The sequence below is a fragment of the Phenylobacterium sp. genome, from assembly GCF_036501465.1.
In the GTDB taxonomy this organism is placed as follows: Bacteria; Pseudomonadota; Alphaproteobacteria; order Caulobacterales; family Caulobacteraceae; genus Phenylobacterium.
On the sequence record NZ_DASYAF010000174.1, the window covers coordinates 1 to 13,116 of the forward strand.

Consider the following 13,116-nt stretch of genomic DNA (forward strand, 5'->3'; position numbering starts at 1 on the left):
CCGCTCGACCAAACGGCGTCAGCCGAGCATTCTTATGCACGTTCATTCGGGGCCTCGGGACCAAGGGTTGGAGCTTCGCAACCCCAGCCTCTCAGCCCAGCCCCGAGTGAACAACCTTCATAGCTTCGACACCTAGGCCGCTCGTCCCGGAAAAGGGTTCGTCCCCGACGAGCCGATTTTGTCGGACGCCCGCGCCGCCGACCACCCAGCTTCGGCGCCGCTTGGCGGAATTCGCCTGGCGTTCTGTTGTGGCTCCCACGCGCGGACCCTTACTTTACCGACCGGTCGGTCGAAAACCTAATCCGATCGAGCGCTTTGCGGCGCGTGAAAGAGAGGCGCGACGGCCCGTCGTGGCTGCTCCGCCCCAGCATAGGGGGAAGACATGCGTAGGACGCCATTCATGGCCGGGCCGATCCTGGCCGCAATGATCGCAGCCGCCTTGAGCGCATCGGCCGCGCGGGCCGAGAGCCCGCCGCCGGGGCTGGCCGCCAAGCTGCAGCAGGTGGTGGGCCGCGACGGCTCGCCTGGGGTGACCGCCCTGGTGCTGAAGGACGGCCGGCTGCTCTATCGACTGGACGAGGGGGCCATCGCCGCCGACGCCCAGCTCCCCATCGCCTCGGCCTCGAAGTGGATGACCGCCAGCCTGGTGATGAGCGTGGTCGACGAAGGCAAGCTCAAGCTGGACGAGCCGATCGGCAAGCGCCTGCCGCAGTTCACCGGCAAGGCGGGCCAGATCACCCTGCGCCAGCTGCTGTCCTTCACCGCCGGTCAGGGCGGGCTGCGGCCGGATATGTTCGACCTGCGGCAGGACCCGCACATCAGCCTGGCGGAGGCGGCGGCCCAGGTGGCGGCGCGGCCGCTGGTCGACGAACCGGGAACGACCTTCCGCTATGGCGGGCCCTCGATGCAGGTGGCCGGCGCCCTGGTCGAGCAGGCCACGGGCAAGAGCTGGGCGGCGCTGTTCCGCCAACGGATCGCCGGGCCCCTGGGCCTCTCGCACACCTATTGGGCCAACCCCCTGGTCCCCGGGCTGAAGCCGGAGACGGTGCATAACCCCAATCTGCAGGCTGGCGTCTACACCACGGCCGAGGACTACGCGAAGTTCCTGACCATGCTGGCGGCCGGCGGCGTCTACCACGGCCGGCGCATCCTGTCGGCCAAGGCGGTTGACCAGATGGAGACCTGGCAGACCCGCGGGCGGACCATGGCCTATGTCCCGCCGGGGGCTGGAAAGATCGACAAATACGCCCTCGGCAACTGGTGCGACGCGGTGGAGGGCGACGGCGACCGCTGCTGGCTGGTGTCCAGCCCCGGCGCCTACGGGACCTTCCCGTGGATCGACCGGCGCACCGGCCTCTACGGCATCTTCTTCCTGAAGCATCGCCTGCCGGCGGTCGCCGAGGACCTGCGCGAGGCGCGCGACATGATCATCGCCGCGGACAAGGGCAAGGCTCGCTAGAAGCCTCCGCAACCGCGCCGGGATTTGGCAACGCGCCGGCCAGCCCTTAAATGCCGCATCGGTCCCGGCTTTCGCTGGGATGAGCGGATGATGAGATGAGCAAGCTCAGACTTGGCGTGAACATCGACCACGTGGCCACCGTGCGCAACGCGCGCGGCGAGGGCTATCCGGACCCGGTGCGCGCCGCCGAGATGGCGCTGGCCGCCGGCGCCGACGGCATCACCGCCCACCTGCGCGAGGATCGCCGCCACATCTCCGACGCCGACATCGACCAGCTAGCGGTGATCGTGCGCCGCCGCGGCCGGCCGCTGAACCTGGAGATGGCCGTCACGCCGGAGATGGAGGCCATCGCGCTCGCCCATCGGCCGCACGCCGCCTGTCTGGTGCCCGAGCGGCGCGAAGAGGTGACCACCGAGGGCGGGCTCGACGTGGCTGGCGGCCACAACCGCATCGCCCCGCTCGTCCGCCGCCTGGCCGACGCCGGGATCCGGGTCTCCTGCTTCATCGATCCAGACCTCGCCCAGGTCGCCGCTTCCAAGGCGGTCGGCGCGGCCGTGGTCGAGCTGCACACCGGCGCCTATTGCCAGGCCGTGCGCGAGCGTTCGCCCGACGCCGCCCGCCTGCTGGAAAACCTGAAGGCCGCCGCGGCCGAGGCCCACCGCCTGGGCCTGGAGGTCCATGCCGGCCACGGCATCGACTACGAGACCGTGGGCCCCGTCGCCGCCATTCCCGAACTGATGGAGCTCAACATCGGCCACTTCCTGATCGGCGAGGCGATCTTCATCGGCCTGGGCCCCGCCATCCAGCGGATGCGCGCGCTGATGGACGAAGCCCGAGCGGTGCGCGCGGCGTGATCCTCGGCATCGGCTCCGACCTCTCGGACATCCGCCGTATCGAGACCAGCCTGGAGCGCTTCGGCGAGCGGTTCACCAACCGCGTCTACACCGAGATCGAGCGCGCCCGCTCGGAGCGCAAGAACGACCGCGCCGCCTCCTACGCCAAGCGCTTCGCCGCCAAGGAGGCCTGCGCCAAGGCGCTGGGCACCGGCATCCGCCGCGGCGTCTTCTGGCGCGACATGGGCGTCGTGAACCTCCGCTCCGGCCAGCCCACCATGGCGCTCACCGGCGGCGCGGCGGAGCGCCTGGCCGAGATCACGCCGGCCGGCATGAAGGCGGTGATCCATCTCTCCCTCACCGACGACCACCCCTACGCCCAGGCCTTCGTGATCATCGAGGCGGTGGCCATCTAGCGCCGCTCATCCCGGCTTTCGCCGGGATGAGCGATAGAGACCAATCCCGCCACCAACCCTTGCGCCGCCTCCATCACCCCGTCCCAGTCCCCGAACGCCGGCGCGGTCAGCGCGCGGGCCTGCGGGTACCAGGGGTAGGCGTCGGTCCCGAGCTTGGGCCAGGCGGCCGGCGCGCCGATCAGCGCCAGGGGGCCGCCGCAGGCCCCGGCCAGGGCCGCGGTGGCGTTGGCGGCGCAGACCACCAGGTCGAGCGCGCTCAGAAGCGCCGCCAGTTCGTCGATATCGTCCTTCAGGTCGAGGCCCGGCGGCTCGGCGACCTCGCAGCCCTGGGCGCGGAAGGCGGCCAGCTCGGCGTCGCAGTCGCCGTACTGCAGGTTCACGAACCGCACGCCGGGCGTCCGCAGCAGCGGCGCCCAGAGGTCGCGCGGCGGATACTGCCGGCGCCGGTCGCCGAACACCTTGCCGCTGCGCCAGCTCACGCCCACCGCCGGCGCGCCGTCGCCCAGCGCCTGCAGCCATTGGCGCCAGTGGGCGACACGGGCCGGATCGGGCTTCAGATAGCCGCCGCGCCCGGCCGGGAAGTCGCCGATCCTGGTCCGGAACTGGCGGGGCAGGGAGCCCAGCGGCGCCCACAGGTCCGCCGGCCGGGCGTGGTCCAGCCCGGGCGCGCTGCGGCGCGGGCGCGGCCCGGCCTTGTCGGTGGCGTGGGCGCTGACGGCGGCGGCCGGGAAGCTTCGCTGGAACAGGGCGACCAGCCGGGGTTCCACCGCCAGGCTGAGCTGTCCCTGCGGCCCGAGCGCCTCGATCAGGTCGGGGACCAGGTTGGCGAACATGATCTCGTCGCCTAGGCCCTGCTCGGCCACCGCCAGCAGATGGCGTCCCGCCAACGGCGCGCCCGGGAGCCAGCGGCGGCCGGGAGCCTCGAAGACCGGCGCGTCGGCCCAGTGGCGCGACAGCCGCGTCTCATAGCCCGCCCAGCCCGCGGCCAGCTCGCCCCGGGCCAGCGCCAGGGTCGCCGCGGCGAAGTCGATCATCGCCGCGTGCTCGGGTTTCTTCGCCAGCTTGCGCGCTGTGGCGAAGTCTTTCGCCGCGGCCTCCAGGTCGCCCAGGTCGAAGCGCGCCGAGCCGCGGTTGTAGACCGCCTGGGCGTAGCGGGGATCGAGCCGGGCCGCTTCGTCCAGGAAGGTGATCGCCGCGGCCGGTTGGCTGTCCTGCATCAGGGTCACGCCCAGGCTGTTCCACAGCCGCGCGTCGTCGCGGTTGGCGAGCAACGCTTCGCGCAGCAGGTTGATCGAGGCTTCGAACGCCCCCATCTCGCGCAGCGCCCGCGCCCGGCCGTCCACCGCGTCGAGCCGCGCCGGATCCAGCCGACCCACCTCGGACCAGAGCCGTTCCGCCGCCTGCGGCATCTGCATCCGGTGGGCCAGGCTCGCCAGGGCCGAAAGGGTCTGGACATCCTCGGGCGCGGCCTGCAGCGCCGCCTCATAGGCCTCCAGCGCCCCGGCCAGGTCGCCGGCGCGCTCCAGGGCCTGGCCGCGCATCCGCACATGCACGGGGCTCAGGTGGCCGCGCCGCGCGTGGCCCTCGATCGCGATATGCCCCATCGGCGGCGGCCTCACTGGGCGCGGAGGGCGGGCGCGCCGGACTGCCCCTCTGGGGCGCCGGGGTAGGGGTCAAGTCGGGCCTCAGCGGGTCGCCTCGCGCCCGCTTCGTGTCAGCCTGCCGCCGTCGGGACGGGTTCGGCCGAGCTTTAGGGTTAAGATTGCCGCCAGCGCGTCTGGTGTGTCCGCCAGGTTTCACGCGTCGCCCCTTCGCAACGCCCCGCGGCCGGTTTTGGCGGCCCTGAAACGTTCGCTCGCACGCCGTCCGGACACGATCCTTGGGGCACGGAACTTGCTCGCGGAAGCGGCAACGCGTAGCTAACGGCCCGTCCGCACGCCCCGATCCACCTTTCGGGCGGGCCCACCTTCAAGGACAGTACATGAGCGAGAGCACAACCCCGGCCGCGCCCCCTCCGTCAGGACAGACGGGGGAAAAATCCGGCGCAATGGCCGAGATCGTCGAGATCATCAAGACGGTCGTCTACGCCCTGCTGATCGCGCTCTTCCTGCGGGTGATCTTCTTCCAGCCCTACACCATCCCCTCGGCCTCGATGGAGCCCAACCTCTACGAGGGCGACTACATCATCGTCTCGAAATGGACCTACGGCTGGTCCAAGTACTCGATCCCCTTCGCGCCGCCGCTCTTCAAGGGCCGGGTCTTCGAGCATAAGGCCAACCGCGGCGACATCGTCGTCTTCGCCCTGCCGCACGACCCGCACGTGGACTACATCAAGCGCGTCATCGGCGTGCCCGGCGACCGCATCCAGATGAAGCACGGCCTGCTGTTCGTGAACGGCGTGCAGGTGCCGCGGGTCAACAAGGGCACGTTCCGCGAAGACAGCGGCTACGGCTTCATGCACGACGTCACCCGCTACCAGGAGACGATCGCCGGCAAGACCTTCATGACCAACGACTTCGGCCCCAACGGCGATCTCGACGACACCCAGGAGTTCCTGGTGCCCGAGGGCAATTACTTCATGATGGGCGACAACCGCGACAACTCCTCCGACAGCCGCGTGGCGCCGGAAAATGGCGGCGTCGGCTTCGTCCCGGCCGAGAACCTCGAGGGCAAGGCGCAGATCATCCTGCTCAGCTGGTCCAAGGGCGCCTCGATCTTCAAGCCCTGGACCTGGGTCATGAACCTGCAGCCCAGCCGGTTCTTCAACATCCTCCACTGATGGCGCGGGAATGAACACCCGCGTCGCGGCGATCGCCGAGCTGGAGCGCCGCATCGGTCACGCCTTCATCGACCGCGAGCTCTTGGAGCGCGCCCTGACCCACGCCAGCGTCGGCGACGGGGCCAAGGCCGTGCGCCACAACGAGCGCCTGGAATTCCTGGGCGACCGGGTCCTCAACCTCTGCGCGGCCGAGCGGCTGATGGCGCTCGATCCGGACTCGCGGGAAGGGGAGATGTCGCGGCGGATGGCGAGCCTGGTGAACTACCACGCCTGCTCGCGCGCCGCCCGCGCCTGCGGCCTGCCGGCCGCCCTGCGCCTGTCGCCCAGCGCCAGCAAGGTGGGCGCCCGCGATTCCGACGCCGTGCTGGGCGACGCCTGCGAGGCGCTGATCGCGGCGCTCTACATCGACGGCGGCCTGGACACCGCCCGGGCTTTCTTCCTGAAGTTCTGGGAGCATGAGTTCGCCCACGTGGACGAGCCGCGCGCCAAGGATCCCAAGACCCAGCTCCAGGAGTGGGCCCAGGGCCGCGGCCTGGCCCTGCCGGTCTACGACCTCGTCGGCCGCAGCGGCCCCGATCACGCGCCCACCTTCACCGTCAAGGTCAGCGTCCAGGGCTATGAGCCGGAGGACGGCCAGGGCCGCTCGCGCCAGGACGCCGAAAAGGCCGCCGCGCTGGAGATGCTGCTGAAGCGCGAGGGGGCCGACGGCCACATCCCGCAACCCTCGGACACCCGCCTATGATCCTGTCCCATGACCACTAGAGCGGGTTTCGCCGCCATCATCGGCGCGCCCAACGCCGGCAAGTCGACGCTGGTCAACCGCCTGGTGGGCGCCAAGGTCTCCATCGTCACCCAGAAGGTGCAGACCACCCGCTTCCCGGTGCGCGGCGTGGCCATGGCGGGCGAGGCGCAGATCGTGCTGGTCGACACGCCCGGCATCTTCTCGCCGCGGCGCCGGCTGGACCGCGCCATGGTCCGCGCCGCCTGGGGCGGGGCGCAGGACGCCGACGTGATCGTCCACCTGGTGGACTCGGTCGCCGAACTCGCCGCCCAGGGGGACGCGGCCAGGCCCGCCGACCGCAAGGCCGCCATCGACGTCGAGGCCATCGTGGACGGGCTGAAGGCCGCCGGCAAACAGGCGATCCTGGCGCTAAACAAGATCGACGGCATGAAGCGCGAGACCCTGCTGGGCCTGTCGAAAAGGCTTTTCGATACTGGCGTCTATTCGGAAGTCTTCATGATTTCCGCGGCCGACGGCTCCGGCGTCGACGATCTCAAGGCCCGCCTGGCCGCCCTGATGAAGCAAGGTCCCTGGTTCTACCCGGCCGAACAGACCGCCGACATTCCGGCGCGCCTGCTGGCCGCCGAGATCACCCGCGAGAAGCTCTATCTGCGCGTCCACGAGGAGCTGCCCTATTCCGCCGCCGTGGAGACCACCGCCTTCGAGGAGCGCAAGGACGGCTCGGCCCGCATCGAGCAGACCATCTATGTGGAGCGCGAGAGCCAGCGCCCGATCATCCTCGGCAAGGGCGGCCAGACCCTGAAATGGATCGGCCAGAAGGCCCGCGAAGAGCTCATCGAGCTGCTCGACCGCCCGGTCCACCTGTTCCTCACCGTCAAGGTCGACGAGCGCTGGGCCGACAAACGCGAGTTCTACGGCGACGTGGGCCTCGACTTCGACGCCTGATCCGGCGCGCCGGGACTCGGAATAATCCGTTATTCGTCAGGGCTTTCCCCTCAAAAGATAAGTCGCACAGTCCGGCGTGCTGTTAACCTTTTCCGCAGCGTGCGTTCAGTCGCCGTGGGGGCGACGCGCTGTTGTGTTTGGGGGAGTATCTTCAGATGAAGCGTTTGTTGGCGGCGGCCGTCCTGGCCGCCAGCGTCGCCACGGCCGCCAACGCGGCGGTCACCACCTGGACCATCACCGACGGGACGTTCAGCGACACCGGGACCTTCAGCGGCAGCTTCACCTATGATGACTCCAGCAACACCGTGACCAGCTGGGACCTCGTCACGAGCGACACCACGGGTCCCACCGGCGGCTTTCCGGGCTTCGAATACACAAGCAGCGACGCCAGCCAGTCCTCTTCCATCAATAGCGGTTCGGTCTCGTTTTCGGCCGATTTCGGGCCGTTCTTCATCGGCGATCTCTTCGGCAACCTCGAGTTCGACAACATCCCGCTGAGCGCGCCCGCGACCGTCTCCGCCCTGTCGGGTACTGAAGTGGGCCTCGTTTGCGCGGGGACCTTCGGATGCGGCCCGTTCGGAGGGCGCACCATCACCGCCGGCGTGGCGACACCCAGCATCGCGGGCGCGGCGCCGGAGCCGGCCGGCTGGGCGCTGATGATCGCCGGCTTCGGCCTCGCCGGCGCGATGCTGCGCCGCCGGAAGGCCGCCGCGGCGGCCTAGCCACGGCTACGGCCTCGGCTCCGGGTACTTGAAGCTGTCGGTCACCCTCGGCTGGGTCGGCAGCACGTTCCTCGGCAGGGGCTTTTCGCTGTCGGCCGCGTCCAGCAGCAGGCTGGCGAGGATCACCGCCGCCTGGCGCAGGTCGTCGGGCCGGGCGTGGTCGAAGGTGTCCAGGTTGGTGTGGTGGGTCGTGGACTCATAGTCCAGCGGGTCCTGGATGAACTGGAACGCCGGCAGCCCGAGCTTGACCATGAAGACGTGGTCGGTGGACCCGGTGGGCTCGGCCACCACCGTGTTCGCCCCCAGGCTCGCGAACGGCGCCAGCCACTCCTTCATCACCGGGGCGGCGGCGAAATTGCCCTCGGCGTAGACGCCGCGGATCTTCCCCGAGCCGTTGTCGATGTTGAAATAGCCCTGCAGCTCGTTGAACCCGGGCAGGGTGGTGATCGGATAGCTGTCCGAGGAGGCGAAGTAGGGGCCCAGGCTGGCGAGCTTGGGGTCGCTCGGCGCCGGCCGGTGCGCCAGGTACTGGTCCACATAGGCGTAGGAGCCCAGCAGCCCCTCTTCCTCGCCGGCCCACAGCGCGAAGCGGATGGTCCGCTTGGGCTTCACGTGCAGCGCCGAAAGGATGCGCGCGGCTTCCATCACCACCGCCGAGCCCGCGCCGTTGTCGGTCGCCCCGTCGCCGGCCACCCAGCTGTCCAGGTGCGCGCCGGCCATCACATAGCCGGCCTTGGGATCGGCGCCGGGGATGTCGGCCAGCACGTTGTTGGCCTTGGTGTTGCTGTCGTCGAAGTGGACCCTGGAATCGATCTCCAGGGTGACCGTGCCCACCTTCGCCAGCCGGGCCAGGCGGCGGTAGTCCTCGGCGGCGATCTCCACGCCCGGCAGCTTCGGCGTCTGGCCGACCTGATAGCCGGAGCCCTCGCCGTGCACCGTGCCGTCGTCGCTGCGCGATATCGAGGCCCAGGCCACCGCGCCCTCGGCCGCCAGGAACTCGTCCAGCTCGCCACGGAACAGCCGTCGCTCGGCGTTGCGGGCGGCGGCTTCGGGATCGAAGTTCGGCTCGCGGTAGCTGTTCAGCTTCGCCAGCTCGGCGTCAGTGAGGCGTTCGAACGCCGGCTTGGTGTCGTCCTTGGCCGCGGTGGGCTGGGAGGTGAGCACGATCTTGCCCCGCAGCTTGCCGCGCCAGGCGGCGAAGTCGCGGGCCGAGCGCAGCGGCGCCACGATCACCGGCGCGGACACCGGCCCGGCCGTGGGCGGCGTCCAGGCCACCGGGATAGCGCGCAGCATCACCGGGCGCGGCGCGGTCATCCGCACGCTGGAGGCCTCGATCCACCAGCCGCGGCCGAACTCGAACGGCTCCAGCCGCACGTTGGAAAGGCCCCAGGCCTTGAACTGCCCCTGCGTCCAGGTCTCGGCCTTGCGCATGGCCGGCGAATTGGTCATCCGCCCGCCGATCTCGTCGGACAGGTACTCCAGTGTGTCGGCCACCTGGCCATGGTTGAATCCCTGGTCGGCGATCCGGTTGATCGTCTCCGCATCCACCCCCGCCGCCGTCGCCGGCCCGGCCCCGAGAACCAAGGCCGACCCGCACGCCATCAGGGCCGCCGCCCAACCCACCCGAACCATCCGAAGCCCCTCCAGAATCCGAAGTCGCAACGGGTAGGGCGTTGTTGTTGCGGTGTCATCCCGGTTTCGCCGCAGGCGAAGACCGGGACCCACGGGCGCCGAGAATCCGGAAAAGGCGCAGCGCCGCTGTCGCGGCAGATTCCTCGCCACGGTGCGCATGGGTCCCGGACAAGCGCTGCGCGCTTCCTGGGACGACACTCCGGATTGATTTGGCTGGCGATTGCCCACTTCATGCATTGATCCGGCTTTGGGGGGATTCAGGCGTGAAGATCATCCGAACCTGCGCGGCCGCCGCGCTTTCACTGGCGCTCGCCCTTCCCGCCGCGGCGGCCGGCGTGAACCCCGCGCCGCCGCGCAAGCCGGGCGAGGGGCTGGGCCCGTTCCACACCCTGATCATCCACGGCGCGATCTTGATCGACGGGACCGGCGCGCCGCCGAACGGCCCGGTGGACATCATCATCCACGACAACATCATCAGCGAGATCCGCGAATCCGCCCGCCCCGGCGCCGTGGGCGCGCCGCCCCGCGCCTTGCCGCCCGCCGACCACATCATCGACGCCACCGGCCAGTACGTCCTGCCGGGCTTCATCGACATGCACACCCACGGCGGCACGGCCGACAAGGCGCCGGACCTGACCTATGTCTACAAGCTCTGGATGGCCCACGGGGTGACCACGGTCCGCTCCGTGCCCCTGGTCTTCGACGACAACGCCCTGGTCTCCAGCGAGAAGGCCCGCAGCGCCAGGAACGAGATCGTCGCGCCACGCATCTTCAACTACACGACCCCCTGCTCGAGCTGGAAGGGCGGGCCCTGCAACACGCCGGAGCAGGGCCGCGCCTGGGTCCGCTGGGCGGCCAAGAACAACATCGACGGCGTGAAGTTCTTCAACTTCGACCCGCCCGAGGTGATGGCCGCCATGCTGGACGAGGCCAAGCTCCAGCACCTGGGCAGCGTCGCCCACCTCTCCCAGCCCGGCGTCGCGCGCATGAACGCCCTGCAGGCCGGCCGCCTCGGCCTCGGCACCGTCACACACTACTACGGCCACTTCGAGAGCATCCTGAAAGGCCATCAGATCCAGCAGTTCCCGAGCGACTACAACTACGCCAACGAGGAGGACCGCTTCGGCGAGGCCGCGGCGATCTGGGACCAGACCTACGAGCCCGGTTCCAAGGAGTGGTGGGACTATCTGAAGGAGCAGAAGGCGAACCACGTCGACTTCGACCCGACCTTCACCATCTATTCCGCCGGCCGCGACCTGATGCGGGCCAGGAACGCCGACTGGCACCCGATCTACACCCTGCCGTCGCTGTGGGCCTTCTATCAGCCCAGCCACCAGCACCACGGCTCGTTCTTCTTCGACTGGACCACCGAGCGGGAGATCACCTGGCGGCGGTTCTACCAGCGCTACATGCAGCTCATCCACGACTACCAGTCGATCGGCGGCCGCGTGACCACCGGCTCGGATAGCGGCTTCATCTACAACCTCTACGGCTTCGGCTACATCCAGGAGCTGGAGCTGCTGCAGGAGGCGGGCCTCACCCCGCTGGAGGTCATCCGCTCGGCCACCCTCAACGGCGCCATGACCCTCTACGACCCCAAGGGCGAGGCGCCGCCCATGGGCGAGGTGAGCCCCGGCAAGCTCGCCGACCTGGTCGTCGTGCCGGAAAACCCGCTGGCCAACTTCAAGGTGCTCTACGGCACCGGGCGGCTGAAGCTGGACGACAAGACCGGCAAGGCCGCGATGGTCGGCGGCGTGCGCTACACGATCAAGGACGGCATCGTCTACGACGCCAAGCAGTTGCTGGCGGATGTCCGGGCCATGGTCGAGGCGCAGAGGAAGGCCGGCGTCGGTGCGCCCTAGCCGGCTTCGCCCCGCGAAGCGGCGGAAGGCCCCGGCGTCAGGCCCGAGCCTCAGGCCCGGGCGGCGCCGATCGCCCTGACCTCCGCGCCGGCGAATCCGGTGGCCTCTCCCAGCTTGCGATAGCGGCCGATGTCGGCCATCCGCTCGCGCATCGTCCGGTCGAGGACGTCGTAGGCGTCGGCGCCCAGGACCAGGCGGCGCGGCGGCGAGGGGTCGTCCGCCACGGCGACCATGGCGTCGGCGGCCTTGGCCGGGTCGCCGGGCTGGCGGCCCGCCTGGCCGTAGAGGAAGTCCTCGATGGGCCCGATGATCAGGCGATAGGCCGCCAGGCGCCCGGCCGGGCGCATGTTGGCGTCGCCGGCGAATTCGGTGCGGAAGTTACCGGGCTCGACCAGGGTCACCTTGACGCCGAACCCCGCCACCTCGTCGGCCAGGGCCTCGGTCCAGGCCTCCAGGGCGAACTTCGACGCGCAATAGGCGCCGAACCCACCGATCGAGATCAGCCCGCCGATGCTGGTCAGGTTGAGGATGTGGCCTGATTTGCGCGCGCGCATGTGCGGCAGCGCCGCCCGCGTCAGCTCCGCGGCGGCGAAGAAGTTGAGCTCCAGTTGCGCGCGAAGCTGGTCGGGCGCGAATTCCTCGACCGCCCCCAGCGAGCCGCGCCCGGCGATGTTGGCCAGCACGTCGATGTGGCCGAACCGCCCGATCGCCTCGTCCACCGCCGCCTGGCGCGCCGCGGCGTCGGTGACGTCGAACGGCAGCGTCAGCACGCGATCCGCGTTCCCGCTCGCCAGCGCCGCCAGGGCGTCGCGCTGGCGCCCCGCCGCGGCCACGCGCTCGCCGCGCGCGATCACCGCCTGCGCCAGCGCCTGGCCGAAGCCCGAGGTGGCCCCGGTGATGAACCAGACCCGATCCTTTGCCGTCATGGCCTCGTCTCCTGGTTTGTGTTGCATGCCGCCGCCGTCCCCTGGGGTTTAGCGAGGTGCGCGCGATTGGGTTCCTCGCCGCGAGGCGCCCAGAGCCCGTTCGCGCCGTCCCGAAACAATCTGCTACCTAGACCCCGATGGAATTTGAAGACGACGCCTTCGTGCTCTCGGCCCGCGCCCACGGCGAGGCCGGCGCGATCGTGGAACTGCTGACCGCCGGCCACGGCAAGTATGTGGCCCACGTGGCCGGCGGCGCCTCGCGCAAGATGAAGCCCTTCCTGCAGGCCGGCGCGCCGGTCGTCGCCCGCTACCGCGCCCGCGTGTCCGACCAGCTGGGCTCGGCCAGCCTGGAGCCGATGGGGCAGGGGCCGGCGGCCCTGTTCGACGATCCCCTGGCGCTGGCCGGCCTCAGCGCCGCCGCCGCCGTGGCCGCCGGCGCCTTGCCGGAGCGCGAGCCGCATCCGGGCGCCTACCTGGCCTTCGAGGCCCTGTCGCAGTCGCTGGCCGCCACCGACCTCTGGCCCGCCGTCTTCGTCCGCTTCGAGGCGGGATTGCTGTCGGAGCTGGGCTTCGGCCTCGACCTTTCCAAATGCGCCGCCACCGGCGTCACCGACGACCTGGTCTACGTCAGCCCCAAGAGCGGTCGCGCCGTGTCCCGCGCCGCCGGCGAGCCCTACAGGGACCGCATGCTACCCCTGCCGCCCTTCCTGCTGTCGGCCCAGTCGCGCCTCGCGCCCGGCGACATCAAGGCCGGCCTGGACCTCACCGCCCACTTCCTGGAAGCCTTCATCTTCAACCCG

General features: G+C 70.3%; 12 protein-coding genes. 9 read left to right on the plus strand and 3 right to left on the minus strand.

All coding sequences use genetic code 11. The features are described 5' to 3' along the window. Positions 1-382: 382 nt before the first annotated feature. The 3 genes from VGL85_RS20625 (at position 383) to acpS (ending at position 2,708) form a co-directional block, all read left to right on the plus strand. Positions 383-1,459 carry a serine hydrolase domain-containing protein gene (locus VGL85_RS20625; protein ID WP_331590908.1) on the plus strand — a complete coding sequence of 359 codons (1,077 nt, stop codon included), beginning with the start codon at positions 383-385 and terminating at the stop codon, positions 1,457-1,459. Between the two features lie 95 nt (positions 1,460-1,554). Next, positions 1,555-2,313 (plus strand): pyridoxine 5'-phosphate synthase, encoded by a 759-nt coding sequence (locus VGL85_RS20630; RefSeq protein WP_331590909.1) that lies wholly within the window; start codon positions 1,555-1,557, stop codon positions 2,311-2,313. Then, complete coding sequence (gene acpS, locus VGL85_RS20635) at positions 2,310-2,708, plus strand: holo-ACP synthase (protein WP_331590910.1); 399 nt, start codon at positions 2,310-2,312, stop codon at positions 2,706-2,708. The genes VGL85_RS20630 and acpS overlap by 4 nt, the downstream gene beginning before the upstream one ends. On the opposite strand, the gene VGL85_RS20640 is transcribed toward acpS, so the two are convergent. Next, on the minus strand, positions 2,705-4,312 hold the full coding sequence (locus tag VGL85_RS20640) for a tetratricopeptide repeat protein (protein WP_331590911.1): 1,608 nt from the start codon (positions 4,310-4,312) through the stop codon (positions 2,705-2,707). The genes acpS and VGL85_RS20640 overlap by 4 nt on opposite strands. A gap of 443 nt (positions 4,313-4,755) precedes the next feature. Here VGL85_RS20640 and lepB point away from each other — a divergent pair, with 443 nt between their 5' ends. The 4 genes from lepB (at position 4,756) to VGL85_RS20660 (ending at position 7,896) form a co-directional block, all read left to right on the plus strand. Next, positions 4,756-5,487: a signal peptidase I gene (lepB, locus tag VGL85_RS20645; protein WP_331590912.1), complete on the plus strand. Its 732-nt coding sequence runs from the start codon at positions 4,756-4,758 to the stop codon at positions 5,485-5,487. A 10-nt stretch (positions 5,488-5,497) separates the two neighbouring features. Further along, positions 5,498-6,229 (plus strand): ribonuclease III, encoded by a 732-nt coding sequence (gene rnc, locus VGL85_RS20650; RefSeq protein ID WP_331590913.1) that lies wholly within the window; start codon positions 5,498-5,500, stop codon positions 6,227-6,229. A 9-nt stretch (positions 6,230-6,238) separates the two neighbouring features. Next, positions 6,239-7,174: a GTPase Era gene (era, locus tag VGL85_RS20655; RefSeq protein ID WP_331590914.1), complete on the plus strand. Its 936-nt coding sequence runs from the start codon at positions 6,239-6,241 to the stop codon at positions 7,172-7,174. Positions 7,175-7,329: 155 nt separating this feature from the next. Then, positions 7,330-7,896 (plus strand): PEPxxWA-CTERM sorting domain-containing protein, encoded by a 567-nt coding sequence (locus VGL85_RS20660; RefSeq protein WP_331590915.1) that lies wholly within the window; start codon positions 7,330-7,332, stop codon positions 7,894-7,896. Between the two features lie 6 nt (positions 7,897-7,902). Here the strand turns inward: VGL85_RS20660 and VGL85_RS20665 are convergent, their stop codons facing one another. Beyond that, positions 7,903-9,528 carry a M20/M25/M40 family metallo-hydrolase gene (locus tag VGL85_RS20665; protein ID WP_331590916.1) on the minus strand — a complete coding sequence of 542 codons (1,626 nt, stop codon included), beginning with the start codon at positions 9,526-9,528 and terminating at the stop codon, positions 7,903-7,905. Between the two features lie 263 nt (positions 9,529-9,791). Here VGL85_RS20665 and VGL85_RS20670 point away from each other — a divergent pair, with 263 nt between their 5' ends. Continuing rightward, positions 9,792-11,390 carry an amidohydrolase family protein gene (locus VGL85_RS20670; RefSeq protein ID WP_331590917.1) on the plus strand — a complete coding sequence of 533 codons (1,599 nt, stop codon included), beginning with the start codon at positions 9,792-9,794 and terminating at the stop codon, positions 11,388-11,390. A 50-nt stretch (positions 11,391-11,440) separates the two neighbouring features. On the opposite strand, the gene VGL85_RS20675 is transcribed toward VGL85_RS20670, so the two are convergent. Then, positions 11,441-12,316: an oxidoreductase gene (locus VGL85_RS20675; RefSeq protein ID WP_331590918.1), complete on the minus strand. Its 876-nt coding sequence runs from the start codon at positions 12,314-12,316 to the stop codon at positions 11,441-11,443. A gap of 137 nt (positions 12,317-12,453) precedes the next feature. On the opposite strand from VGL85_RS20675, the gene recO reads away from it, so the two are divergent. Next, a partial coding sequence (recO, locus tag VGL85_RS20680) for a DNA repair protein RecO (RefSeq protein ID WP_331590919.1) occupies positions 12,454-13,116 on the plus strand: 663 nt, incomplete at its 3' end.